This is a genomic window from Pseudovibrio sp. Tun.PSC04-5.I4, assembly GCF_900104145.1.
Classification (GTDB): domain Bacteria; phylum Pseudomonadota; class Alphaproteobacteria; order Rhizobiales; family Stappiaceae; genus Pseudovibrio.
The window spans coordinates 2,889,884-2,915,795 of the sequence record NZ_FNLB01000006.1 but is presented as its reverse complement, the minus strand read 5'-3'; the positions used below and the strand labels follow the sequence as shown (position 1 = coordinate 2,915,795).

At 49.8% G+C, this 25,912-nt stretch carries 20 protein-coding genes; 15 read left to right on the top strand and 5 right to left on the bottom strand.

From position 1 onward, the window contains the following. Positions 1 to 494 precede the first annotated feature (494 nt). The 3 genes from BLS62_RS32260 (at position 495) to BLS62_RS18815 (ending at position 7,195) form a co-directional block, all read left to right on the top strand. Complete coding sequence (locus tag BLS62_RS32260; protein ID WP_093183883.1) at positions 495 to 4,037, top strand: 1,4-beta-glucanase; 3,543 nt, start codon at positions 495 to 497, stop codon at positions 4,035 to 4,037. Between the two features lie 123 nt (positions 4,038 to 4,160). After that, positions 4,161 to 5,882, top strand: coding sequence for a type I secretion system permease/ATPase (locus BLS62_RS18820; protein ID WP_280141888.1), 1,722 nt, complete (start codon positions 4,161 to 4,163; stop codon positions 5,880 to 5,882). Continuing rightward, positions 5,882 to 7,195 carry an HlyD family type I secretion periplasmic adaptor subunit gene (locus BLS62_RS18815; protein ID WP_093183880.1) on the top strand — a complete coding sequence of 438 codons (1,314 nt, stop codon included), beginning with the start codon at positions 5,882 to 5,884 and terminating at the stop codon, positions 7,193 to 7,195. The genes BLS62_RS18820 and BLS62_RS18815 overlap by 1 nt, the downstream gene beginning before the upstream one ends. A 51-nt stretch (positions 7,196 to 7,246) precedes the next feature. Here the strand turns inward: BLS62_RS18815 and betB are convergent, their stop codons facing one another. Genes betB through betI form a run of 3 tightly spaced genes read right to left on the bottom strand, consistent with a single transcriptional unit; the run spans position 7,247 to position 11,048 of the window. Then, complete coding sequence (gene betB / locus BLS62_RS18810) at positions 7,247 to 8,743, bottom strand: betaine-aldehyde dehydrogenase (RefSeq protein ID WP_093189201.1); 1,497 nt, start codon at positions 8,741 to 8,743, stop codon at positions 7,247 to 7,249. Positions 8,744 to 8,758: 15 nt separating this feature from the next. Then, the gene (gene betA, locus BLS62_RS18805) at positions 8,759 to 10,411 is read right to left on the bottom strand and encodes a choline dehydrogenase (RefSeq protein ID WP_093183877.1); all 1,653 of its coding nucleotides are present in this window, start codon (positions 10,409 to 10,411) and stop codon (positions 8,759 to 8,761) included. 34 nt (positions 10,412 to 10,445) lie between these two features. Then, positions 10,446 to 11,048 carry a choline-binding transcriptional repressor BetI gene (betI, locus tag BLS62_RS18800; protein ID WP_208990958.1) on the bottom strand — a complete coding sequence of 201 codons (603 nt, stop codon included), beginning with the start codon at positions 11,046 to 11,048 and terminating at the stop codon, positions 10,446 to 10,448. 272 nt (positions 11,049 to 11,320) lie between these two features. On the opposite strand from betI, the gene BLS62_RS18795 reads away from it, so the two are divergent. The 7 genes from BLS62_RS18795 (at position 11,321) to BLS62_RS18765 (ending at position 18,110) form a co-directional block, all read left to right on the top strand. Beyond that, positions 11,321 to 12,277 (top strand): choline ABC transporter substrate-binding protein, encoded by a 957-nt coding sequence (locus BLS62_RS18795; RefSeq protein WP_093183875.1) that lies wholly within the window; start codon positions 11,321 to 11,323, stop codon positions 12,275 to 12,277. A 215-nt stretch (positions 12,278 to 12,492) separates the two neighbouring features. Continuing rightward, positions 12,493 to 13,338, top strand: coding sequence for a choline ABC transporter permease subunit (gene choW, locus BLS62_RS18790; RefSeq protein ID WP_093183872.1), 846 nt, complete (start codon positions 12,493 to 12,495; stop codon positions 13,336 to 13,338). Then, positions 13,335 to 14,378, top strand: coding sequence for a choline ABC transporter ATP-binding protein (gene choV, locus BLS62_RS18785; protein WP_093183869.1), 1,044 nt, complete (start codon positions 13,335 to 13,337; stop codon positions 14,376 to 14,378). Before choW ends, choV begins: the two co-directional genes overlap by 4 nt. Before the next feature lie 197 nt (positions 14,379 to 14,575). After that, a complete protein-coding gene (locus BLS62_RS18780) occupies positions 14,576 to 15,745 on the top strand; it encodes a DUF898 family protein (RefSeq protein WP_159436554.1) in 1,170 nt (389 codons plus the stop codon). A 109-nt stretch (positions 15,746 to 15,854) separates the two neighbouring features. Next, positions 15,855 to 17,000: a DUF898 family protein gene (locus BLS62_RS18775; RefSeq protein WP_159436553.1), complete on the top strand. Its 1,146-nt coding sequence runs from the start codon at positions 15,855 to 15,857 to the stop codon at positions 16,998 to 17,000. Beyond that, positions 17,000 to 17,455 (top strand): hypothetical protein, encoded by a 456-nt coding sequence (locus tag BLS62_RS18770; RefSeq protein ID WP_093183860.1) that lies wholly within the window; start codon positions 17,000 to 17,002, stop codon positions 17,453 to 17,455. Before BLS62_RS18775 ends, BLS62_RS18770 begins: the two co-directional genes overlap by 1 nt. Beyond that, complete coding sequence (locus BLS62_RS18765; protein WP_159436552.1) at positions 17,421 to 18,110, top strand: M48 family metallopeptidase; 690 nt, start codon at positions 17,421 to 17,423, stop codon at positions 18,108 to 18,110. Before BLS62_RS18770 ends, BLS62_RS18765 begins: the two co-directional genes overlap by 35 nt. 43 nt (positions 18,111 to 18,153) lie before the next feature. Here BLS62_RS18765 and BLS62_RS18760 read toward each other — a convergent pair whose 3' ends face one another. Further along, the gene (locus BLS62_RS18760) at positions 18,154 to 19,116 is read right to left on the bottom strand and encodes a M14 family metallopeptidase (RefSeq protein ID WP_093183854.1); all 963 of its coding nucleotides are present in this window, start codon (positions 19,114 to 19,116) and stop codon (positions 18,154 to 18,156) included. A gap of 47 nt (positions 19,117 to 19,163) precedes the next feature. Then, entirely contained in the window at positions 19,164 to 20,111 is a 948-nt protein-coding gene (locus BLS62_RS18755) for a LysR substrate-binding domain-containing protein (RefSeq protein WP_093183851.1), read from the bottom strand. A 197-nt stretch (positions 20,112 to 20,308) separates the two neighbouring features. Here BLS62_RS18755 and BLS62_RS18750 point away from each other — a divergent pair, with 197 nt between their 5' ends. From BLS62_RS18750 to BLS62_RS18730, 5 genes are all read left to right on the top strand, one after another. Further along, positions 20,309 to 21,892: an ABC transporter substrate-binding protein gene (locus tag BLS62_RS18750; protein WP_093183848.1), complete on the top strand. Its 1,584-nt coding sequence runs from the start codon at positions 20,309 to 20,311 to the stop codon at positions 21,890 to 21,892. Positions 21,893 to 22,005: 113 nt separating this feature from the next. Next, the gene (locus BLS62_RS18745) at positions 22,006 to 22,983 is read left to right on the top strand and encodes an ABC transporter permease (RefSeq protein ID WP_093183846.1); all 978 of its coding nucleotides are present in this window, start codon (positions 22,006 to 22,008) and stop codon (positions 22,981 to 22,983) included. A 9-nt stretch (positions 22,984 to 22,992) separates the two neighbouring features. After that, positions 22,993 to 23,913, top strand: coding sequence for an ABC transporter permease (locus BLS62_RS18740; RefSeq protein WP_093183842.1), 921 nt, complete (start codon positions 22,993 to 22,995; stop codon positions 23,911 to 23,913). 7 nt (positions 23,914 to 23,920) lie between these two features. Beyond that, entirely contained in the window at positions 23,921 to 24,907 is a 987-nt protein-coding gene (locus BLS62_RS18735; protein WP_093183839.1) for an ABC transporter ATP-binding protein, read from the top strand. Then, positions 24,904 to 25,908: an ABC transporter ATP-binding protein gene (locus BLS62_RS18730; RefSeq protein ID WP_093183836.1), complete on the top strand. Its 1,005-nt coding sequence runs from the start codon at positions 24,904 to 24,906 to the stop codon at positions 25,906 to 25,908. The genes BLS62_RS18735 and BLS62_RS18730 overlap by 4 nt, the downstream gene beginning before the upstream one ends. The last annotated feature ends 4 nt before the right edge of the window (positions 25,909 to 25,912 follow it).

The window sequence follows — 25,912 nt, the reverse complement described above, 5'->3', positions numbered from 1 at the left end:
CACTTGGTTCAAAAATCGAAAAACCACACAAGAATTTGTAGGTACATACCCTAAAGTAATTAGAGCTAAATAAGGCAAATAAGGCAGTAAAAACGCCAATAAAGTACTATTTATCTTTCTATATCTGCAGAATACTTAAGTGATGATAAGTATAGAGGAAAACCAGTTTTTGAGATTCAATAATCGACCAAATGCGCCATAAAATATTGAATCCTCGGCTTTTTTCTAAATTCCTTCGTAACAATTCCCCCATTTTTCTTTCGAAATTTGGCCCCAATTTCCAGAAAAATTGAAGGTGTCGAGCGCAGAAGAAAATCGAATGCACATCAGAGCCGCGGAGCCAAACCCGGGAGCTGATACAGTGCATTTAGATCGTTCTCTGGGTTCGGTTTTAACGAGAGTGGCTTTGCTAGCCAACCAGATGGAAGTGATTTTGCTTTTTCCAATTGATCTGGAGTCATCTGGCAGCTTTCAATAAAAACTGAGGGAATATAATGGGTAATCGTGGCACATATCAGGAATTTCGTGACGCATTGCGGGCTTTTGAATCCGGTTGGGATCGCGAAAGATACAACGACGGCGTAATTCAGGATTGGCAGCTCACCGAGTGGGCAGGCGGTACTGCACAAGAATTCTACCCGGAAGCGGAAACTTGGGGCGATTTGACGGACGACCAGTGGAATGCGATGTCCTATCGCTCCACGAACTCACTTGGGTTTGTTGGCTATCAGTTTGGTGAAGCGCTGCTTATCGACCTGGGTTATTACGATGACGATGTCTTCTACGGTAATGGTGCAGCTACCAATACTTGGGACGGCACATGGACCGGTAAAAACGGCGCAAACTCCCTCGACGATTTCAAGACACCTGAAGTTCAGGAAGTCGCTATTCAGGAAGCTTTTGGTTACAACCTCCAAATTATTGAAAATGGCTTATCTAACAGCGGACAAACACTGGATGATTTCATCGGTGAAACCTTTAGTTACGAGCAAGGCGGAGAACAGGTTAGCGTAGCCCTCACACTAACCGGTATTCTAGCAGCAGCTCATTTGCGCGGCGCTTTCGGAACATTGGCTCTCTTGCAAGGTGGCAACGTATCACAGGATGAATACGGAACGTCTATCCTGCAGTACGTAGAACAGTTTGGCGGATTTGACAGCCCGTCCGTGGACGACGCAATTGATTATTATCAGGATCGACTGACCGGCGATGAAGGCGTGGATGGCGCCCTTCCAGGTGTTGGTGTTCCAATGGAAGACGCAGACGTTGTAGTCACATGGTCCTTTGGCGAACAGGATGTGGTTGACGACTTCGACACCGAAGACGGCGTGATCTTTGTGGACTGGATCAGTAGTGATCAGTTGGATATTACAGACACACCAGAAGGCGTTCTCTTCTCCATTCCGTCCAATGGCGGACAAACCTTGCTTCTGGCAGGCGTCGCGCTGGCAGACTTATCTCCAAGTAACTTCTCAATTCAGGATGCATCAGCAGCTGAAAAAATCCGTAGCTTGATTGGCGAGAATACAGCTCCAGTAGACCCTGTTGACACAACAGACCCCGTTGACCCAGTTGATCCAGGCGACGGTGATGTAACACCTCCGGTCGATCCGGGTGATGGGGATGATGGGGATGATGGTCACGATCATGATCATGGCGGCGAGATGTTTATGCTCGGCCTTGAAAGTGAATCACAGGTTGTTGCTGAGTTCGATCCATCGACAGATATGATTCACATTTTGGAAGGTGTGACTGGCGAGCAGTTTGAAATCTTTGAGGAAAGCGGCGATGCGCTCGGCCAAACAGTCCGTGTCGTGATTACAGATGTAGTCGGGAACATCCTCTCCACGACCATCTTCCAAGGTGTATCGCTGGCAGACCTTTCTTTGGCGAACTTCTCCGTTGCTGAAGAATCAGCCTTTAACGAGGTTGTTGCCGCAATTGGTGAAACTGTTGAGCAGCCCGATCCCGGCCAGGGCGGCGGGTATGAGCTAATTTACGATAATGATGGTTCCAATCCACCAACAATCACGGGTGAGACAGAACAGGGCGGCTCAAAATTCCGTGCGGATGTCAATGCAGACGACATCGTGGGCTTTAATCCTGAAACGGATGAAATCGACTTCGGTGGAAGCTCCGTGCATGGTCTGGTCGGTTCCAAAGCACCGTCTGGTGAGATCGTAATTGATAGTCCTTGGAGTTCTGCTGCACAAATCGTGCAGGGTGTAACGTTCGAGGACGTCGACATCTCAGATTTCGGGGTTGTTGGGAATGAGCATTTACGCCAAGACATGGGAGGCGTGATCTCCTGGGAACAGGGTGTTGGTCCACGGGAAGACGATACCGTGTATGTCCGCTCACATGAGTACGGCGTCCATGAGGTCGTTTCAGATTTCGACCCCGCAACCATGAAAATCAGCTTCCTGTACTACGGAACGCGTGAGCGGTTGTCTGTAGACGATACGGATGATGGTTTGTTAATCTCAACCCTGCCAAGTGGCCAGAGCTTGCTTATCGAAGGTATCTCCTTGGATGATCTGGTTCCCGGACAGCTTGAATTCCACCACGATCAGGTGATTGAAGATAACCTCGAAGTGCCATTTGGTTTCGATCAGGAGAAAGTGACACTTGTCAGCCGTGAAGGTCTGCTGACTCCTGAAGCACCAGCTGGTGACACAACAGACGGCTATCAGACAAGACCGGGCGACTTTGGCCCAACAGATCCCACGAATCCGGTTGACCCTGTCGACCCAGTGGATCCGATTGACCCAGTTGACCCAGTTGATCCGGTAGATCCCGGCACTGGTGTTCCAGGATTGGTTCCGGCCGATGGAAATGTCGCGTTCACATGGGCATGGGGTGAAAACAACGTAATCACCAACTTCGATCCATCCGAAGATAAAGTGAGTATTGGTTGGATCAGCGGAGATCAGCTCGAATTCACTGAAACTGATGATGGTTTGGTGATTTCTTTGCCGTCCAATGGCGGTCAGACACTTCTGTTGGAAGGCGTGTTCCTTGATGATTTGAGCCCGGATAACTTTGATATCAAAGATCCTTCAGCATTGCAGGAAATTCTTGATCTACTGAATGGTGAGGTAACAGAGCCTCCAGTTGTAGATCCAACGCCAGACCCTGACCCGACGCCAGATCCAGAACCCGTTGACCCAATAGTAGATCCGGTAGAGCCAGGTGATGGTGCTCCGATAGAGTTCTTATTGGATTGGCAGTGGGGCAAGCAAGAAGTTGTCGAAGGCTTCAACCCAGAACAGGATACAGTTAATCTGGGTTGGATCGGTGGTGCTCAGTTCGAGGTCGAACAAACGGACAAAGGCGTCCAGTTTACCTTGCCAGGAAATGGTGGCAGAACGCTTCTGTTGGTAGGCATTGCGGTCGCTGATCTGGTTGCAAACAGCATCATTGCAAATGATGCCGCAGCGCAGGTCAAGATAGATGATTTGTTGGCCAATGCTGACAACCTAGCGGAAGCTAGTGCAGGACCACCACCTGTCGATGCAAATTCCATCTTCGCTCAGGAACAACCAGAAGCGAATATGGACAATCCGGACGCCGCTTCAACGACAAATACTCGTGTGGACGGAGCTCCGATTGAAGTTGCTGCGGCAGCAGAGGCACAAGAAGCCGCTCAACCTGCGCCACCAGCCCCAGCAGCACCTGAACTGGCGGAGCAATTGGCCGCAACCATTGCTCAGTCCAATGGTGCAATCGGTGGTGATACCGTTGAAATTAGCTGGGATTGGGCTGCTCAGGAAGTCATCCCTGACTTCAACCCAGCATCAGATACCATCGACTTTGGAAATCTGGACGCATCGCAAGTCCAGATCTCTGATGAAGGCAACGGCGTCGTTATCGAAGTTCTGAACAATGGTGGCCACACCTACACTTTGAACGGCATCAGTGTTGACGATCTCACTGCAGCCAACTTCGAGGCAGATAGCTACGATACGGTTGTTATAGGAGAAGGCGGTGTTGTGGATCAAGTAAACACCATCCATCAGGATGATGGTTTGATCTAACAAACCTCACAACTTTAAAATTGCTCCCTCCAGTTTAAAGCTGGAGGGAGCCTTTGCTTTGATTTCCTAATAAATACTGGGAGAAAGCTTGTGCACAACGGCCCCAAACAAAAAGAGTCCGTTATTACAGAAGCATTCAGTTCACTACGGTCTGCATTGGTTGGAGTCGGTGGTGTTAGCATGCTCCTAAATATTCTGATGCTGACAGGGCCGCTGTTTATGCTTCAGGTTTATGATCGGGTTTTGGCAAGCGGGTCGGTTCCAACGCTTGTTGTTTTGGCGACGCTCGTCGGCTCTTTATTTCTGTTCTATGGAATTCTTGAAACGGTACGTGGCCGCGTTTTATCTCGTTTAGGACAACGAGTAGATGCTCAATTGTCAGGCGTAACCTATGAGATATCAACAAATCTGCCGTTGATCCTTGGCCCTAAAGGCGCGAAGATTCGTCCGGTTCAGGATTTGGATCAGGTTCGCAATTTCTTGTCAGGCCCCGGTCCTTCAGCGATTTTCGATTTGCCTTGGATGCCGTTGTATTTTGGCATTGTATATCTCTTCCATCCATTATTGGGCCTGATGGCAATTGGAGGGGCAGTGGTCATGTGTTTACTGGTAACCCTCAACGAATTCACGTCTCGCAAACCAGCTTCAGAAGCCGCAGCTGAAACCAACCGTCGCGCATCCATCGTAGAAGCGAGCCGTGCCAACGCTGAAGTGGTGCAGGCGATGGGAATGATGCATACGATGAAGACCCGTTGGCATCAGGGCAATGACGCATATCTGGTTAAACAACGAAAATCTGCTGATAGGTCAGCTATGTTTTCAACCATCGTCAAAACATTCCGTTTTGTCTTGCAATCCGCGATGCTCGGAATGGGAGCTTGGCTGGTGATCCAGCAAGAGGTGACATCAGGTGTGATGATTGCATCTTCAATCATGACGTCCCGTGCCTTGGCACCTGTTGAGCAAGCTGTTTCTCAATGGAAGGGCTTTATTGCGGCCCGACAAGGACTGGCTCGCCTGAGGAAGGTCATCGATAATAAGAAAGACACCAGCAATGTGATGGAACTGCCTTTACCACATCAACGCATAGAGTTGGAAGGCGTGGCCTGTGGCCCTGTCGGTCTTCGTCAGCCATTCGTTCAAGGTGTTAATATTGAACTTTCTGCCGGTGAAGGCCTTGGTATCATCGGAAAATCTGGCTCCGGAAAATCTACATTGTCCCGTGCTATTGTTGGCATCACCAACGCACTAGCAGGCTCAATCCGGTTCGATGGGTCTGAGTTGGATCATTGGACTTCAGAGCGCGTCGGAGAGTTTGTAGGCTATCTGCCGCAGGATATTCAGCTGTTCGATGGGACCGTTGCCGAAAATATCTCTCGTTTCAAACAAAATGCTAATCCAGAGGATGTTATCGAAGCGGCAAAAATCGCAAGTGTGCATGATTTCATCACCAGCTTGCCGGAAGGATACAATACCGTCATTGGAACGGCCGGTTTTGCTTTGTCGGGAGGTCAACGACAACGGGTTGCCCTCGCCCGCGCTATGTATGGTGAACCATTCCTCATTGTGTTGGATGAACCCAACTCCAACCTCGACTCCGAGGGGGAAGCCTGCCTGACCCATGCCATCAAACTGATGAGAAGCAGAGGCAAGGTTGTTGTTGTGATCGCACACCGGTCCAGTGCCATTGCCGCAGTCGATAAAGTCCTGATCCTCAATGAAGGGCGTCAGGTCGCATATGGTCCACGAGACGAAGTTATGAAGCAGCTCGTTGTACCTGTCCAAACGCCGCACGTGGCAAACGTGCCTCGAGCAGATGCTCCCCGAAAACAAGGAGCCGCCTGATGTTCGACCATTCAGATAGTGACCAAGAACTCAAAGGCAGTATTCGTTTCCATCTCATCGCAGCCAGTGCCCTTGCTGTCATTCTTGTGGGTGGCGTTGGTCTTTGGGGTGGCTTGATGCAAATCTCAGGAGCAGTGATCGCTCCCGGCACTATTGTGGTCGAAACGAGCACCAAGCAAGTGCAGCATCAGGAAGGTGGCATTGTCCGTAACATTATGGTGACGGATGGTGACAGCGTGGAAATCGGCGAGATACTTATCAGTTTGGAAGACACCGTCACCCGAGCCAATCTGGCAGTCGTCACCAAGCAGTTGGATAACCTTTATTCTCAGGAAGCACGGCTGACCGCAGAACGAGATGGTGCAGACGAAATCCTGTTTGCCTCTAGAGCCGAAAATAACGAGCATTCTCAGGTATTGAAGACCATTCAGGAAGGCCAACGCAGAATGATGGCCGCGAATAACAAAAATCTATCTGGCCGACAGAACCAGATGCGAGCTCAGATAAATCAGTACCATAAGCAAATTGATGGGCTCACTCAGCAGCGTGAAGCAAAAAAAATTGAAATCAGACTGATCGATGGTGAATTGGCAGACCTTAATAAGTTGCTCAAGAAAAGGCTTGTTACAGAATCTCGCGTAACTGGATTGATGCGTGAGAAAACCAAACTTCAGGGTGAATACGGCGACTTTATTGCGCAGATCGCGAGGACAGAAGAGGCAATCGCAGAGCGTAACATTCAGATTCTTCAGATTGAAGAAGAGGTAATGTCCAAAACGCTTGAGCGTCTTCAGGACGTGCGCGCAGAAGTTTCTCAACTGGAAGAAAAGAAAATTGCCGCTCAGGACCAGTTAATGCGTATGGACATCAAGTCTCCTCAGTCCGGTACTGTTCATGGATTAACTATTCATACCATCGGCGGCGTTATCGCCTCTGGTGAGTTGCTAATGCAGATCGTACCTCGAGATGACATACTAATTGTTGAAGCGCAGGTGCAGCCTATCGATGTCGATCAACTGTACCCGAACCAGATTGCGACGATCCGCTTACCTAATTTTGATCAACGTACAACTCCGGAATTGAAGGCAAGGCTGAAAACCATCTCTCCTGACCTTTTGGAGGATCCCAAGACGGGCCTGAGCTTCTATATGGCAAAGCTGGTTATTTCGGAAAGCGAGATCGATAAGCTGGGTGAAAACAGGCTCGTACCCGGAATGCCGGTCGAAGCTTTTGTGAAAACAGAAGAACGAACAGTAATTTCGTACCTCATGAAGCCGATGATGGACCAGATCGCCCATGCTATGCGGGAATAGGTAAGCCGCCTCACCTACTCCCGTATTCATTAGCAAATGATCAGAGGCGACCTACCAAGCCGCTTCTACATCACCCATCTCAACATAAATGCTCTTCACCTGAGAATATTGGTCCAGCGCCCAGTGACCGTTCTCGCGTCCAATACCGGAGTTCTTGAACCCTCCAAATGGCATCTCAACAGGTGTCAAGTTGTAGTTATTGATCCAGCATGTACCTGCTTCCAGTTGATCAATAACGCGGTAAGCACGCTGAATGTCCTTAGTGAACACAGCTGCAGCCAAACCGAACTCGGTGTTATTGGCGCGGCGGATGACTTCACCCTCTTCCTCAAAATCGATCACACACATCACTGGGCCAAAGATTTCTTCGCAAGCAATGCGCATGTCGTCTTTGACCTCAGTGAAAACTGTTGGTTCCACAAACAGACCGCGACCAAGTCCGTTGATCTGCGGGCGTCCACCACCACAATGCAGAATTGCACCTTCGCTCTGGCCGATCGCGATGTAGTCCATCACTTTTTCCAGCTGAGCCTTGGAAACGAGTGGGCCTAACTGGGTGTCTTCATTAAGGGGATCACCAATAATGATCTTTTCAGTTCGTTTTTTCAGGCGTTTCAGAAACTCTTCCTTGATGGATGTGTGAACGAAAACCCGTGTGCCGTTGGAACACACCTGCCCTGTTGAATAGAAGTTTCCATTCATGGCAGCAGCAACTGCGTTGTCGATGTCGCTGTCTTCAAACACGATGATGGGAGATTTGCCACCCAGTTCAAGGCTCACATGTTTCAGATCAGAGGCTGCTTTTTCAGCAACCTTCATGCCTGTTGGCACGGAACCAGTCAGTGAAATTTTGGCAATATCAGGATGGGAAACCAATGTCGCCGCCGCCTCGCGGGTGCCTTGAACCACGTTGAACACGCCGTCTGGAAGGCCCGCCTCACAAAAAATCTCAGCAAGCTTCAATGCAGAAAGGCAAGTCACTTCAGATGGTTTGAAGATCATCGAATTGCCGGCAGCCAATGCTGGTGCTGCTTTCCAAGCTGCAATCTGGATAGGATAGTTCCAAGCGCCGAGACCAAGGCAGATCCCCAGCGGTTCGCGTTTGGTGATGGCATAAGAGCCACCAAGGTCGATATGCTCACCATTTGCAGTTGCTGCAATGCTGGCGAAATATTCAAGCGCTTCTGCACCAGAACTCGCATCTGCAACCAAGGTTTCCTGCAGAGGCTTACCGGTATCCAGCGTTTCTAACTCGGAAAGTTCACGGTTGCGTTCACGCATAAGGTCCGCAGCCTTGCGCAGAATCCGGGAACGCTCAACTGGAGCCATGCAGCGCCAGATCGCAAAACCGGTCCGTGCCGCAGCTACTGCTTTTGTAATGATTGCAGGTGTCGCAGAGTGAACGCGGGCGATAATTTCCTGCGTGGCCGGATAAAGGCTCAGGATCTCCTCACCCATCGTATCTTCAACGTAAGTGCCACCAATAAAGTGGGATGCTTTTGGTTGCGCGCGGAGAGCGGCATTTGTCAGATTATCTGTCTTAGTCATTTTTTGTTCCAACACTTATCGTTGTTCTGTCTGCCAGTTTGGGTGTACCCAAGCCTGCTTGTCACTGGCAGGAAGCATACCTTTACCAAGAATATGGTCAGCGGCCTTCTCGCCAACCATAATGGACGGAGCGTTCAAGTTACCATTGGTTATTTGCGGGAAGATGGAGCTGTCAGCAACACGAATCCCCTCAACACCAATAACCTTTGTTTCGCTATCCACCACAGCCATTTCATCCTCTGCATCACCCAGCTTACAGGTGCCACAGGGATGGAAAGCGCTTTCTACGTGTTCCTTGATGAATGCATCAAGTTGATCATCGCTCTGAACAGTGCTGCCCGGTTGGATTTCTTTGCCACGGAACGGATCAAACGCAGCTTGACCGAAGATTTCGCGTGTAAGGCGAATGCTCTGGCGGAAGTCTGCCCAGTCATCTTCGTGGCTCATGTAATTGAACTGAACGTCAGGTTTATCCATCGGACTCGCAGAATTCAGGGTGACCGCGCCGCGAGACTTGGAACGCATAGGGCCAACGTGAACCTGATAGCCATGGCCTTCAGCTGCGGCCTTACCATCATAACGCACGGCAAATGGCAGGAAGTGGAACTGAATATCGGGGTATTTCACGCCTTCTTTGGAGCGGATAAACCCACAGGTCTCAAAGTGGTTCGTCGTGCCCAGTCCGGTTTTCTGGAATAACCACTGCGCCCCAATGAGCCCCTTCGAAATCAAATTCCAGTATTTAAACAGGGTAATCGGCTGCACACAGGCCTGCTGAATGTAAAGTTCCAGATGGTCCTGCAAGTTGGCGCCAACGCCTTTGCGGTCCGCAACAACTTCAATGCCCAATTGAGAGAGAGCTGCTCCGTCGCCAATGCCAGAATGCATCAATAGCTTTGGTGAGTTAATGGAGGAGGCTGATACGATGACCTCGCGTGTACATTTTGCAGTCTTCAGTTCGCCGCCCTGCAAATATTCAACGCCGATTGCACGTTTGCCGTCCATGAGAATGCGTTGAGCATTTGCTCCTGAGATAATTTGCAGGTTTGCGCGGTTTTTGATTGGCTTCAGGTAGGCGTTTGCCGCGGACCAGCGACGACCTTTATAAACGGTCATCTCCATATCGCCGAAGCCTTCCTGGCGATACCCATTGTAATCGTCAGTTTGAGCGTAACCAGCCTGCTCGCCAGCAGTCACAAAGGCATCGTACAACGGGTTCCAGCGGGTTCCGTGTGCAACATGCAGTGGACCGGATTTACCACGCCAGCCAGCCTCTCCAGATTGCGCATTCTCAAGACGTTGGTAGTAAGGCAGCACATTGTTGTAACCCCAGCCCTTGGCGCCCATCTCTTCCCAGGTGTCAAAGTCACAGGCATTGCCGCGCACATAGACCATGCCGTTGATGGAGGAGGAACCGCCCATCACCTTACCACGTGGCAACGCAAGCTTCCGGCCGCCAAGGTGAGGCTCAGGAGCGCTCTTATAGCCCCAATCATAGCGAGACATGTTCATAGGGTAAGACAGAGCCGCAGGCATCTGGATGAACGGCCCAATATCTGTTCCGCCAAACTCCAGAAGGAGGACTTTGTTCTTGGGGTCTTCTGAGAGACGATTGGCGAGGGCGCAGCCAGCTGAACCGGCACCAATAATAATGAAATCTGCTGTCATGTTATCTCTTGGGCTTTCCGCCGTGTTCCGTTTCTTATTTTGCAGTGGCCTTCGCATCGAAGGAGGCAAAGCATTTTATCACGTAGTCCTGAACCAACCCCGTAACGGGGGCACTTTCAGGTGCTGAATCGGTCAGTACCCGCTGCAGCCACAGCCCATCAATCATAGCCGCTGTGCCTTCGGCAGCATTCCGTGCAGAAACTGCATCAGTCACGCGATGAAACTCAAAAGTTAGGTTGGAGACGAGCCTGCGGTGATAGACCCGCAACAGACGCTTGGTTTGAGGTTCAGTCCGCGCCAGAATATAAAACGCTAACCATGCCGAGATGATGGAGGGCTGAAATTGGTCTCCACTGAAATTGGTATGAATGATCGCGTGAATGCGCTCTTGGGGCGTTTTCGCCTTTAGCAACTTGGAGCGAGATTGTTTGCTCAGATCACTCAACAGATAGCTCATAGTTGCGTTGAAAACGGCAGCTTTAGAGCCGAAGTAGTGATGCGGTAAGCCAGTGGACACGCCCGCATTTTTGGCGATTAGGGACATCGTTGTGTCTGCATATCCATTCTCATGGATTGCTTTAATCGTCCCCATAATGATCGAGGTTTTCCGTTCCTCTTCCATTCCAACTTTAGGCATGCGCGTTGAACTCTCTGTAAGGTTATTTTTATTGAACGTTCAATCAATAAAAATAGTTACTAGACCATTTTGGAGGTTTTGAAAAGTAATCCTTTCTAGTTCAGCGTAATTTATATGCTGGCAAGTCCTTGCCTTTAGACCAGTGGGTCTTTAATAGCTTATATGAATAACGAAATTTGAAAATTTAATTACTTGCTGGGATAAGGTTAGGTCATGTATTCTATACAAATTCCCGGCTTTATTAAATAAATACAGAAATTTGGGAGATTTACATGACAGTTGCTAGCGGTCTTATAAAGAAACTTTCTACATCTGCTTCAGTATTATTACTGGTCACTGGGTCAGCTCTCGCCGTAGAAGCCGAAGCGTGTAAAACTGTTCGCTTCTCAGATGTGGGTTGGACCGATATCACTGCGACCACGGCAACTGCGACGTCAGTGCTGGATACGTTAGGTTATGAAACAGATATAAAAGTACTTTCAGTTCCAGTAACTTACGCCTCCTTAGAAAATAATGATATTGATGTATTTCTTGGCAACTGGATGCCAACAATGGAAGCTGATATCGCGAAATATCGTAAAGCTGGCACTGTTGATACCATTCAAACCAATCTGACCGGTGCCAAGTATACATTGGCGGTTCCTAAGTATACTTACGACAAGGGTCTCAAGGATTTTTCAGATATCGCGAAATTTTCCAAAAGCCTTGATGGCGATATTTACGGCATTGAAGCCGGTAACGATGGCAACCGTCTTATCCTCGATATGATCGCGAAAAATGCATTCGGTCTGAAAAATATCGAGCTCGTTGAATCCTCTGAAGCTGGCATGTTGTCTCAGGTTGCGCGCAAAACGCGCAAACACGAAGATATCGTCTTCCTCGGTTGGGCGCCGCACCCGATGAACTCAAACTTTGAATTGAAGTATCTTACCGGCGGCGATGATTTCTTCGGCCCAAATTTCGGTGGCGCAGACGTTCTCACCAACACACGTGCAGGCTATTCTGCTGAATGTGCGAATATGGGCAAGTTCCTTCAGAACCTCACCTTCTCCCTGTCTATGGAGAACGAGATCATGAACTCAATCCTGAATGATGGTGAAGAGCCAGCAGATGCAGCGACTGCATGGATCAAGAAAAACCCTGAGTCTCTTGATAAATGGCTTGCTGGCGTAACAACGTTTGACGGTAAAGATGGTTTGGCGACTGCAAAAGCAGCATTCGGCCTCTAAGCGTCACAACCAAAATTATCTTGAGGTGGACGCGATGAACTCGCGCTCCGCCTCTTAGCGTAGCCTCCTGAAAAACAGATATAGGTTTCGCAAGAGAATACGCGCAATATCGAAGGGCCTGAGCAGCCTGTCTCTCTTTGAGAGAACACGTGTTGCTTAGGTCTTGTCCAAGGCGTTAACACGCTGAAACACAATAATAAAATCAGAGGTTTCCCGTGGAGTGGCTGACAGAGCACAAACTACCCATCGGCAAATGGGCCAAATGGGCAGTTGACTGGCTCACCGACAATGCAAGTGGCTTTTTTGATGCAATTTCTGTTGCTATTGAATGGCTTATCGAAAGCGTTCTTTGGCTGTTACAAGCCCCTCACCCGCTTGGGATTGTTGTGATGACAGCAAGCCTTGCATTTGTTGTCAGACGATCCTTCGTTTTCACGGGGTTTGTTGTGTTTAGCCTTCTGTTGATCATCAATCAGGGCTATTGGGATGAAACCACAGAGACGCTGGCTCTGATCCTGTGTTCGACCTTCATCTGTATGCTGATCGGTATTCCTGTTGGAGTTTACTCAGCGCATCACCCCAAATTCTTCGCTTGGGTGCGTCCTATTTTGGACTTGATGCAGACGATCCCGACATTTGTTTACCTGATCCCCGCCCTGATCCTGTTCGGGCTTGGTGTCGTACCGGGTCTGATCTCAACTGTTGTTTTCGCCCTGCCCGCTTCGATCCGCCTTACTCAGATTGGCGTTGCCTCCACACCTACTCATTTGTTGGAGGCTGGTGAAGCTTTTGGCGCGACTTACTGGCAGAAGCTCTTCAAAATTGAGCTCCCGTATGCGCTGCCAAACATCATGGCAGGCCTCACACAAACCATCATGTTATCCCTGTCTATGGTCGTGATTGCTGCCCTCGTTGGCGCAGATGGCCTTGGTGTACCGACACTTCGTGCGCTGAACACGGTGAACATCGCAAAAGGGTTTGAGGTTGGCATCGCAATCGTGTTGATTGCAATTGTGCTCGATCGCTTCTTCAAGGGCTCAGAAGATAAGGGCAACAAATGACCAATCCAGTTGTCTCTTTTAATAATCTTTCCGTTGTTTTTGGCGGAAATCCAGAAGCTGCTCTCTCATTAATTGATGAGGGAAAATCTCGTTCTGAAATACAAGAGCAAACCGGCCAGTTGGTTGGCGTAGCAAATGCAACTTTCGACGTGCAGCAAGGTGAACTCCTTGTGCTCATGGGGTTGTCTGGCTCGGGCAAATCTACCCTGCTCCGCGCTATCAACGGCCTGAACAAGGTTTGCCGTGGTGAAGTGCTGGTTGCCGATAAAGACGAACAAGTGAACCCAACAACATGTTCTTCAAGTCGTCTGCGCAAGCTGCGCCGCGAACGTGTTGCCATGGTCTTCCAGCAATTCGGCCTTCTGCCTTGGCGCACAGTGCGTGATAACGTGGGCTTCGGTCTGGAGCTAGCATCCGTTCCAAAAATTGAGCGGTTGCAGCGTGTAGAAGAGCAGTTGGAGCTTGTAGGGCTCGGTGGCTGGGGTGATAAATACGTTCATGAGCTTTCTGGCGGAATGCAGCAGCGCGTTGGCTTGGCTCGCGCATTTGCAACAGACGCCCCTATCCTTCTCATGGATGAACCGTTTTCTGCTCTGGACCCTCTTATCCGAAGCCGTTTGCAAGATGAACTGTTGGATCTTCAAGAAAAACTGCACAGAACCATCGTGTTCGTAAGCCATGATCTTGATGAAGCCGCTAAAATCGGTAACCGCATCGCGATCATGGAAGGTGGTCATGTGGTGCAGATCGGCACTCCGCAGGAAATCGTCAAAAAACCGGCTGATGAGTACGTTAGATCCTTCGTCGCGCACATGAATCCGCTGAATGTCCTTCACGCCGAAGATGTCATGACGCCTTACGATGAAGTCAAGGCAGAGCTTTCTGTCAGTGTTGCCGAGATGCCGAAATGCTCTGCAAAGCAAACCATCCGCGAAGTGATTGAGCTGAAACGCAAAAGTTCTGGTCCCGTTGCAGTGTTCAGAAATAATCAACCAATTGGCATCATCCGTGAGCAAGAAATCATGGACTGCTTCGTTTAAACGAATCGATATCATGTAGTGAAGCAGGCGTACCCAATTATGAGTACGCCTGTTTTGATTTGGTATTCAAAAATTTCAACCATTTCTCTCGCGAATGCGACTTTGAACGAATTTCCCTCAACAAAGAAGAGCGGTTTGCGCGCAGTCAAAAACGAAACTAAAGATAGTGTCGTCTATTTGATTTTTTGGAGATGGTGATGACGAGTGAAGCCGCTCCCATTGATCCGGTTGCCCCGAAAAAGAGCTTTGTTCGATTTTCCAGAGGCTCGTTTATTGCCGCCGTTCTCAAATGGGTAACTTTGACAGTCGCGACGCTTGGGATTTACCGTTTCTGGGCGATGACCGGTCTACGTCGCTCGCTTTGGGCAGCAACGCATGTGGATGGAGATAACCTCCGGTACCACGGCACTGGCAAAGAGCTATTCCGCGGCTTTTTGCTAGCCATGGCAATTCTTATTCCGTTCTATGCTCTAGGTTTCGGCCTTCAGTTTTTAGGACCCGTAGCAACGATAATTGGCATTGGCTTAATGTTCGTCGTTGGCTTCCTTCTCACGCCATATGCACTGTTTCGCCGCCGGCGGTACCTGCTTACAAGAACCAGCTGGCGCGGTATTCGGTTTCATATGCAAGGCTCTGCATGGGCCTATGTTCGCATATGGCTGTTTTGGACTGTGCTCTCTGTGCTCACTCTAGGTATTGCACTGCCGTGGAGGTTCGCAAAACTGGACAGATTTCTGGCGAACAATAGTCATTTTGGAAATATAAAGTTTTCCTATACAGCAACGCCATCGCAGTACTTTGAGGCTCTTTTCCCAGCTTATGCGCTTGCTTTTGTTGGGTATACCGTAACTGCTCTGATGGCTGTCAGTCTCACACTCGGGTTGATCGTTGGGCCCATTGCTTCTCTAGTACTCTGGCCGCTTGTTTTTGCACGAATTTTTCGCCTTCAGGCCAACTCTACTAAAATTGGTGGCGTAAGTTTTGAAAGTTACATTCGTGCGTCAAAATTCTACGGTGCTTACTTAATTCACAGTCTGCTTGTGAGTGTTGGTGTTGGCATTGTTGCGGCTATTGGAGCTCTGATCTTAGCGAGCCTCGGACTGCCTGGTGGAGGGTTAAAAGCTGACGAAGCGTCTTTCTTTAACTTCGCAACGCTCGCCGGTATCCCCTTTTTCGCTCTCTACTACGGTGTTCTGTTCTTCGCCAACATGATGGTGCTGCATGTGATGTTGTTTCAATGGAAAATGACCAGTCTGATAGTCTTTAATACTCACTTGCTTCACGATGCAATCGCATCGGGAGAGCTGGAAAACCCTGTCGGCATGGGCTTGGCAGACGCACTGGATGCCGGATTTGATCTGATCTGATGAACCTGCAATCTATTGGGTTCTCTAATGAATATTGAATAAACCGCACTTAGTTACATAAGAACCCTTTAATGTACACTCAGTTGGATTCTAATTATTTGCAATGATCATGGAAACCACAAATCAAGTCTCTTCCTCCAATGTAACGTTTGTTCATGTAAGAGGAAAAACTCTTTTAAGCCCCATTCTGAAGTGGGTTCTATTAACGATGGTCACATTGGGGATCTATCGATTTTGGGCCATGACGGGATTACGCCGCGCTCTCTGGTCTGCAATCAAAGTTGGTGGTGATCAGTTACGGTATCATGGCACTGGTCGGGAGCTGTTTATTGGTTTTCTGATTGCTATGACAATTGTAGTGCCATTCTATGCTGCAATTTATTTCTTGCAATTCATGGGCCCGAAAGCTGTTTATTTGGGCTCTGGACTCAGTCTGTTGGGTCTAATTGTAATAACGCCCTATGCAATTTTCCGCCGCCGAAGATACATACTAACAAGAACAAGTTGGCGTGGAATTCGATTTAATCTGCAAGGGTCTCCTTGGAAATTTGTTAGGCATTGGATTTTCTGGACTTTTGTGTCGGTAATTTCATTCGGCTTGGCGTTGCCTGCACGCTATGAGAAATTAGATAGAATTCTTTTTGAAAACAGCTCTTACGGAAATAAGGAATTGTCGTATACGGCTGAAGCAAAAGACTACTTTCTTGTCCTTTTGCCTGCCTATGTGGCCGTTTTTGTCTTGCTCATTGCCTTTGTAACTCTGTTGAGTAAGTTCTGGTTTTCATTATTCTTGGCGTTTGGAGCGGCTGTTGTTATCTGGCCCTTTATACAGGCCCGTATATTTCGGCTTCGAACGAATTCCATTTTTATTGGCGACGTAACGATGAGAAGCAATATTAGTTCCGCTAAATTTTACACGGCCTATGGAATATATATTGTTTTTCTTCTCGTTGGCTTTGCGGTTACATTCATGGCTGTGCAATTTTATTTGGACTATATGAGTGCTTTAATCCCGGGATCTGTCTTTCCCCAAGGACTCGGCGTTTTTGGCTATGTCATTTTCATTCCCATTTATGGCTTGTTACTCTTCGCCAATATGATGGTGCTGCAGGTTATGTTGTTTGAATGGAAAATGGGTAGCTTGATGATCTTCAACACCGACACACTTCACAATGCAATCGCATCGGGTGAGTTGGAAAATCCTGTCGGCATGGGGTTGGCAGATGCGCTGGATGCCGGGTTTGAGCTGGTCTGATGATACTGAACTCTCTTGGAATTGCTGAATTTTTTGATGGAACGTCCGCGGCGGTTCACAGCTGTCAGGTGCGGTTTGATTATGATGAACTGGTTCTGACTGATCTGGCTGGAGATCAGGAGCTCGCGCGTTGGTCTGCCGCCAAGCTGCTCTGCGAACATACCTCTCATTCAGTCATGTTGGTGGAGTTGAGCAGTCCCAGCAGTTCGGCTTATGTAAAGGTCAAAGACGAAGAGCTTGCCAAAAACATTGAACGGAAAATCCGTTTAGTCGCAGGATTGCCGAAGCGCGAAAACACCAAGAAGATTGTTATCGGCAGCCTCGTCTCCATAGCGGCTATCGCCAGTATTTTGATCTTCATGTTGCCGAAGTTTTCCAAATACGCAGCTGCAAACGTGCCAGCAACCTGGGAAGAGCAACTTGGTAAGAACTTTGTTGCCTGCGTTGAGCGATGAGAAAATTTGTAACTCCAAAGCCGGTGAATTGGCACTGGAGCGACTAGCTCGCCGATTAACGAAGGATATTGAACTTCCGTTTGAACCGGTTTTCACGGTTGTCGAAAGCCAAATTCCGAATGCGTTTGCACTGCCGGGTGGAAGAATTACAATTCTTTCCAACACACTAGAAATTGTCGATGGCCCCGATGAACTTGCAGCTGTTTTGGCCCATGAGCTTGGCCACGTCAAACATCGCCACTCCATGCAACAACTCATAAACGTTGCAGGCACGGGCTTTGTCTTTTCCATGTTCATTGGTGACTTCACAGGTGGCAGCATCATTGCTAGCCTTGGTGAAACGATGTTGGACAGCTCTTATTCAAGAGATATGGAACGGGAAGCTGATGCGTTTGCAATCAGCATGTTGGAGCAAGCACAGGTTGGTTCAACCGGCCTTGCGGGTTTCCTGAAAAAGATTGCATCAGAACATGAAGCCGAAAACTCACTCACCAAGGCGCTGAGCTTTCTCTCCAGTCATCCGCCCACACGAGAACGCGTTGATGCACTGAACACACTTGCAAATCAGGATGCGAAAACAACACCAGTTTTGAGTGAACAGCACTGGAAAAGCCTCAAGAGCATCTGCGAGAAAACGAGAGAACTCGAGGTCTAACGAACGCTGATTGCGTTTAGGTACATCAATCAGCGTTTCTTATTCAATCGACCAGTTTTCCAAGGCGAACTGCCGTTTTCCCTAGTTGTAGGCGACGGTTCGGCATAATCAGAACGCAATTGTCATGCGGGGTTTTAACGGCTGTATCACCGTCCATCGCGATGACTGTGCCTTTGCGTTCAATGATCTCCATTCCGTGAAATTCTTCTGCAAAGCGAAACTGCTCACTCTGTACCGTGACAGGGGCAATAATTTCGATTGTTCGTTGAGGAACGGGCTGGGGTTGTTTCACCAGAAAATCTTCGCCAAAATCAACGGAAACGCACTCAGTTGTCCGCAAAAACCGGATGGCATTGGCAATAGCGCGCGGTGCGGAGGCTGCCTCCCAATGTTGCCCGGTTTCCAGCAGAAGAGCGGTTTTCTTGCTGTTTGATGCAGAAAATCCACCATAATCCCGCAGGCGTTGCCCTTCCGCATGTCCAGCATCACACACAACCCACTCTGGATCCGCAACTTGTCGCGCCAAGGCACGGCCCTTAGGCTGAATACCGGCTAGCATTAGCGGTGGATTCTTGTGCTGCATGCTATGGATATCCAGTAGCAGATCAACAGTCTCAACGATTGGCCGAACTTCTCGTGCACGCTCCAATTCGCGGGTAACTTCCGGGTCATCTAGAGATTCTGATTGCCAAACACGGTTGAAATCCTGATCCAGATAGCGCGATGCAGTTGGGTTTTCTCGATCAAATGCATTGTAAGCCGCGACATTCATAAACGCGAGGCTGAGCTTCCCGCGTACAGGTCTGACTTCCTGCTTAAACAACCAATCCAGAGCGACAGCACCACACGGCTCATTGCCATGCACCAGTGCTGAGATCATGACATGCGGACCAGCAACCCCGGAATCAAGTGTCGTGATCCAATCCACGCCCGTATTGCATACTTTGTAGGGAATAATATCGGGAAATTCGATTTCAATCGGGTAGGCAATGCTATCGATGATCATGGCAATGGTCCTTGAAATGAATAGAAGCCGTCAGCTGAAAGAGCTCTTTAGGCTGGTGTCGAATAAGGGTCCTCAATCTCAAAAGCGCGCGTAAATTCAATAAACTTCCGTGCAATCGGGGTGCTTGGTGTGGTGGCAGGCAAGATAAACGCGTTGAGGTAAGAAATCCGTGGTTTAAACGGCAGGAAGACTAGTGTTTCCGGGTGGTTACGAGCAACTGGAAAGGGGTTGAGTACACTCATCCCAACGCCTGCACGAACCAGCTCACTCACAGAAACTGCGGTAGAAGATTCGGCAACAATATTAGGTCGAATTCCGCGTTCTGCAAACATACGCTCCAAAATCGCACGCACAGGGAACCTGCGCGTAAGGGCGACGAAGTCCTGACCGTCAAAATCTTCTGGTTCAATAAAAGCCTTGGTTGCGAGCGGATGGTCACGATGCAAAACTGCGTGTGCAATAGCAGAACGGAGAGGCTCCAGAATCAGCCCTGCGTGCTTGGATAGCCCATCTGTCAGCCCCAGATCGGCATGCCCCTCAGCAACATGATTGCGAACGTCCGAGGAGGTACCAATCTCGAGCTCTACCTTCTGACCGGGATACGCTTTGATGAATTCTGCGATAACCCCAAGCAGAAAGCGGTGCGAAATAGTGGGCGGTGCTGCGAGGCGCAAAGGCTTGCTGCTTTGCGCAACAAATGTCTCGTTTTCAATGCCTGCCAGCATTTCAAAAACGGGCTCCAGCTTTTCGTTCAAAGCAAGCGCATCGGAGGTCGGCACCAATCGTCCGCTGTCCCGATTGAACAGCGTTTTACCCAACCGCTCTTCCAAATGCTTGATAGCGCGGCTGACTGCGGGCTGAGAAATGCCCAGTCTAGCTGCCGCTGCTGTTGTTTTCCGCGCACTGATCACAGCGCGCAAAACTTCAAACTCTCGAAGGCTTAGTCGGGGCCGGGAAGGGAGGTCAGTTGATTTATTCTCAAGACTGTCAGACATAGCTCTATGCGTTTTGATTATAAAATTTTGAATGACAATGTTGAAAACACATACTACGGTTCGAGTCAACCGTGAAGCTCTACAGGTGATTTGCTCATACTGGCAAAGACGCCGCCAATAAGGAGACAGCGGGCATTGTTGTTGGCGAATGAATTTTAATCGCCAGAGGGAACTATAATTTTGAGGGGAGAGCAGCAATGATTAAGCTGCAGAATTGGCTTGCTGGAACAGCAATGGCCATGGTGCTCATGGGTGGAGTCGCGTCTGCTGAAGACCTGACAATTGGTCTGTCTTCGGAGCCAAGCGCGATTGACCCGCACTATCATAATCTAGGCCCGAACAATATGATTGCCTATCATATGTTCGACCGTCTCATTCACCAGAATGAAAAACAGCAGTTGCAGCCGGGACTTGCAACCAGTTGGAAACCAATCAACGCAACAACATGGGAGTTGAAACTGCGCAAAGGCGTGGTGTTCCATGATGGCAATCCGTTCAACGCGGATGATGTGGTGTTCTCGTTTGAGCGGGCACCAAACGTGCCAAACTCACCATCCAGCTTTGCCACCTACACCAAAGGAAAAACCGTCAAAAAGATTGACGATTACACAGTCCACATCGTGACTGAAAAGCCCTATCCGTTGGTGCCGAATGACATTTCTACGGTCAGTATTATTTCTGTTGAAGCAGGAACAGATGCAACAACTGCAATGTACAATTCTGGCAAGGCAACAATCGGTTCCGGACCATACAAGTTTGCAGAATATGTACCGGGCGACCGGATCGTACTGGAAGCTAACCCGGATTATTGGGGTGCAAAGCCGAAGTGGGATAAAGTCACCTTCAAGCCAATTAAATCCGGCCCATCTCGTGTAGCTGCGCTGTTGGCAGGTGATGTTGATCTGATCAACGGTGTACCAACAACGGATATTGAGACGCTCAAGGGCAACGATAAAGTGTCTTTGTGGCAAGGGCCTTCCAACCGCGTCATCTACTTGCATCTGGATCATGACCGCGACGACAGTCCGTTTGTGAAAGCAAATGGCGGCGGAGCGATCAAAAATCCGATCAAAGATCAGCGCGTACGTGAGGCTATCTCTAAAGCCATCAGCCGCGATCTCATCGTAGAGCGCGTTATGGAGGGGGTTGCCGTAAAAGCTGGGCAGCTTCTGCCAGATGGATTCTTCGGTGTAAGCGAAAATCTGAAACCGCTTGAGTATGATCCAAAAGGCGCCAAAGAGCTGCTTGCAGCTGCTGGTGTTCCTGATGGATTTGAGCTGCGCATCCACGGCCCGAATGACCGCTACATCAACGATGCAAAAATTGTTGAAGCCATCGCTCAGATGCTCAACCGTGTCGGCATCAAAACCGATGTAGAAACCATGCCGCGTTCGGTTTACTTCAAGCGCGCGTCTCGTGGCGGCCCAAACAAAACACCTGAATTTTCAATGGTTCTCGTTGGTTGGGGTGCAGGCTCAGGTGAAGCATCATCACCGCTTCGCTCACTGGTTCATACCTTTGACAAAAGCAAAGGGTTTGGCTCTTCCAACCGTGGTCGCTATTCTAATTCAGAAGTAGACGCGATGATTGAGGAAGCCCTGGCAACGGTTGACGATGAAAAGCGTCAGGACCTGCTGGCAAGAGCAACCGAAATTGCGATCAACGATCAGGCGATCATCCCGCTGCACTATCAGGTGAATACATGGGCAACCCGCAAGGGCCTTGCGTACCTGCCGCGCACGGATGAATACACCCTCTCTAAGGGCGTATCTGTCGAGTAAGACCTCACAAATAATGGGTCGGCATTACGCAAGTTGCCGGCCCTTTTTTCCTTAAAGCCAGAGCATTCACCGCAGCTTTCGCGGTTGGCTTTGCCTGTGAAAGTTTTAAAGACATGTCTGTCTTCATTCTCAGACGCCTGATGCAAAGCGGCATAGTGATGATTGCTATGTCCGTGATTGTGTTCTTTGGCGTGAATGTGGTGGGTGATCCCATCGATATGCTGGTCAGCCCGGACGCAGACCAGGCCGAAATTGAGCGCGTTACCCGTGACTTCGGCTTGGATAAACCCGTCTGGCAGCAATACACCGTATTTGTCAGCAACGCCGTAAAAGGTGATTTAGGAACCTCCTTCGTATTTGGAGAATCCGCACTTAAACTCATTGTAGAACGTATGCCAGCCACACTGGAACTCGCCTTTGTAGCACTTCTGTTGGCGGTGTTTATTGGCATTCCGCTTGGCCTCTATGCGGGCCTTAGGCCGAAAGCCATATCCTCGCGGCTCATCATGAGTGGCTCAATCCTCGGCTTTTCCCTGCCCACATTCTGGGTCGGTATCATGATGATAATGTTGTTCGCCGTGATGTTGGGTTGGGTGCCGGCGACTGGGCGAGGGGAAACGGTTTCACTACTCGGCTTGCAAGTGTCGTTTCTGACGTTGGATGGTCTCTCACACATCATCCTGCCCGCCATCAATCTGGCACTGCTCAAAATCTCGCTGGTTATCCGCCTCACAAGGGCAGGCGCACGCGAGGTGATGCATATGGATTTCATCAAATTCGCCCGCGCGAAAGGTCTTTCCGCCCGCCGTATCGTCATGGTGCATCTGTTCAAGAACATCATGATCCCGGTGGTCACAGTGCTTGGCTTGGAGTTTGGCTCCCTTATCGCGTTTTCTGTGGTGACGGAAACCATCTTTGCATGGCCGGGTATGGGCAAGCTTTTGATCGATGCCATCCAGCAATTGGATCGCCCCATCATCGTCGCTTATCTGATGATCATCGTCGTGCTGTTTGTGGTCATCAACCTGATCGTGGACATTCTCTATTCTATTCTGGACCCGCGTGTGCGGCTTCAGGATGCAACGAGCTAAGGGGCTGTTATGACGATAGAAACAAGTCTCAAGCCGCCGCGAAAACAATTATTCTCAGACGACACGCCTATAGGTCGGTTCCTCTCTGAATTTGTAGAGAGCAAAGTGGCTTTAGTCGCAGGGCTCCTCCTCTTCGCTATCATCGCAGCCGCGTTGTTCGCACCTTGGATCACCCCGCAAAACCCTTATGATCTGGCGCAGGTCAGTGTGCTGGATTCTCGCATGCAGCCCGGTGCGGAGAGCTTTGAAGGATTTACGTTCTGGCTGGGCACAGATGGAGCAGGGCGCGACCTGTATTCTGCCATCCTTTATGGTCTGCGCATTTCGCTCTCCGTCGGCGTAACCAGCGGCGTCATCGCGCTTACGATTGGTATGTCTGTTGGTCTTATCGCGGCTTACGTGGGTGGGCGTACGGAAGCCTTCATCATGCGCATAGTAGATTTACAACTGTCGTTCCCAGCCTCGCTGGTAGCGCTCATGTTGCTGGCCTTAATGGGCAAAGGCGTCGATAAAATCATCTTCGCGCTCGTGGTTGCTCAATGGGCGTATTATGCCAGAACGGTGAGGGGCACTGCGCTTGTTGAGCGCAGCAAAGAATACGTCGAGGCGGCCACTTGCCTTGGCCTTAGTCATGCCCGCGTCTTGTTCCTGCACATCATGCCCAACTGCTTGCCACCACTGATTGTTGTGGCAACGGTACAAACGGCCCATGCCATTGCACTTGAAGCGACTTTGTCCTTCCTCGGAGTAGGACTGCCGCAAACTGAGCCCTCGTTGGGCCTGCTCATCGCCAATGGTTTTGAGTATGTTATCAGCGGAAAATACTGGATTTCCTTCTTCCCCGGCATAGCGTTGCTCGTCACGGTTGTTTGTATCAATCTGGTGGGAGATCAGCTCCGAGATGTCCTCAATCCGCGTTTGAAGAGGTGAGGGCACAATGAACAAACAGAACACACTCGAGGTCAAGAACCTCCAGACCCACTTTTTCACCAAGGCTGGTGTTGTCAAAGCAGTTGAAGATGTCAGTTTCTCTGTAAAACCGGGAGAAATCCTCGGTCTTGTGGGAGAAAGCGGCTCTGGCAAAACCGTCACCGGCTTCTCGCTGATTGGGTTGGTAGACGAGCCCGGCAAAATGGTTGGCGGATCTATTCTCCTCAATGGGGATGATCTCGCCAAAAAAGACGAGAAGCAGTGGCGAGGGTTGCGAGGCAAGAAGATCGCGATGATCTTTCAAGACCCCATGATGACGCTAAACCCTGTCTTGCGCATCGATACGCAGATGATTGAGGCCATTCAGGCTCACGAAAAGATCTCCAAAAAAGCAGCTCGGGAGAGATGCCGTGAGGCTCTCGTTCGCGTCGGCATCGCCTCGCCTGATGAGCGCCTTGCGTCTTACCCGCACCAGTTTTCCGGCGGTATGAGGCAACGCGTTGCCATCGCAATCGCCTTGCTGCATCAACCAGACCTGATTATCGCGGATGAGCCGACAACTGCGCTGGACGTAACCATTCAGGCGCAAATCCTCTATGAAGTGCGCAAACTCTGCTCCGAAACCGGAATGTCGCTTATTTGGGTGACACATGATCTTGCCGTCATCAGCGGATTGGCTGACCGAATTGCAGTTATGTACGCCGGTCGTATTGTGGAGCAAGGCAGTATTGATGAAGTGCTGGACACACCACTGCACCCTTACACAAAGGGTTTGATTGAATCCGTCCCGAGCAGAAACAAACGCGGATCCAAGCTCTACCAGATCCCCGGTATGACCCCGTCTCTGCTGAACCTGCCATCAGGATGCGCTTTTGCCAGCCGTTGCCCGGCCAAACAAAGCGACTGTGTTTTGGCTGCTCCAGAGATTACTAAGTTGGGAGAGGAAAGACAGGTGCGTTGCTTCCATCCTGTTAAACAGGAGGAAATGGCATGACCTTGCTCGGAACACCTGTCATGGAACTGCAAGGCGTTTCTAAACGCTTCACCAAAAAGCTGGACCTTGCAGAGAAAACCCTGCGCGTCTTCGGTTCCACCCTTAAGGAACAGGTCGTTCATGCGGTTGATGACGTTTCTCTCAGCATCGCACCGGGAGAAGTCGTTGGCCTTGTGGGGGAAAGCGGATGTGGCAAGTCCACGTTGGGCCGCGTTGTAGCTGGCATTCATGCTGCCAGCGAAGGCACCGTTCATTTCCGTGGTGAGAATGTAAAGCAGCTCTCAAGGGCCGCTGCAAAAAATGCGCAGCTCAAAGTGCAGATGATCTTTCAAGACCCTATGTCCTCTCTCAACCCACGCAAACGGGTGAGTGATATCATCGGCGAAGCGCCCAAAGTCCACGGTCTCATCTCGGGAGCGGAGCTTTCTGATTATGTCGACCAGATGCTGCTGCGTGTTGGTTTGGATCCAGATTTCAAAAACCGCTACCCGCATCAGTTCTCCGGCGGACAACGCCAACGCATAGGCATTGCCCGTGCCTTGGCGGTAAACCCGGAATTCCTCGTTTGCGATGAATCCATTGCAGCCCTGGATGTGTCCATTCAAGCGCAAGTCATCAATCTGTTCATGGACCTGAGAGAGCAACTGGGCCTGACCTACCTCTTCATCAGCCATGATTTAGGCGTGGTGGAGCATCTGTCAGATCGTGTGGTGATTATGTATCTGGGCCGCGTGGTGGAGATTGCGAAAACAGACGAGTTGTTTGCGAAACCCAATCACCCCTACACGCAGGCGCTCCTACGAGAAGTTCCGCGCATTGATGCCCGCAAGCAGGTGTATGAGCCAGTCAAAGGTGAGATTCCCTCACCGCTCACACCACCCAGCGGATGCCATTTCCATCCAAGGTGCCCGTTTGCAACCAAGCGATGTTCAGAGCAGCAACCAATTTTGAGGGAAATTGCTCCCGGCCATGTTTCTGCATGTCATCTGAACGACGGTTAAACCG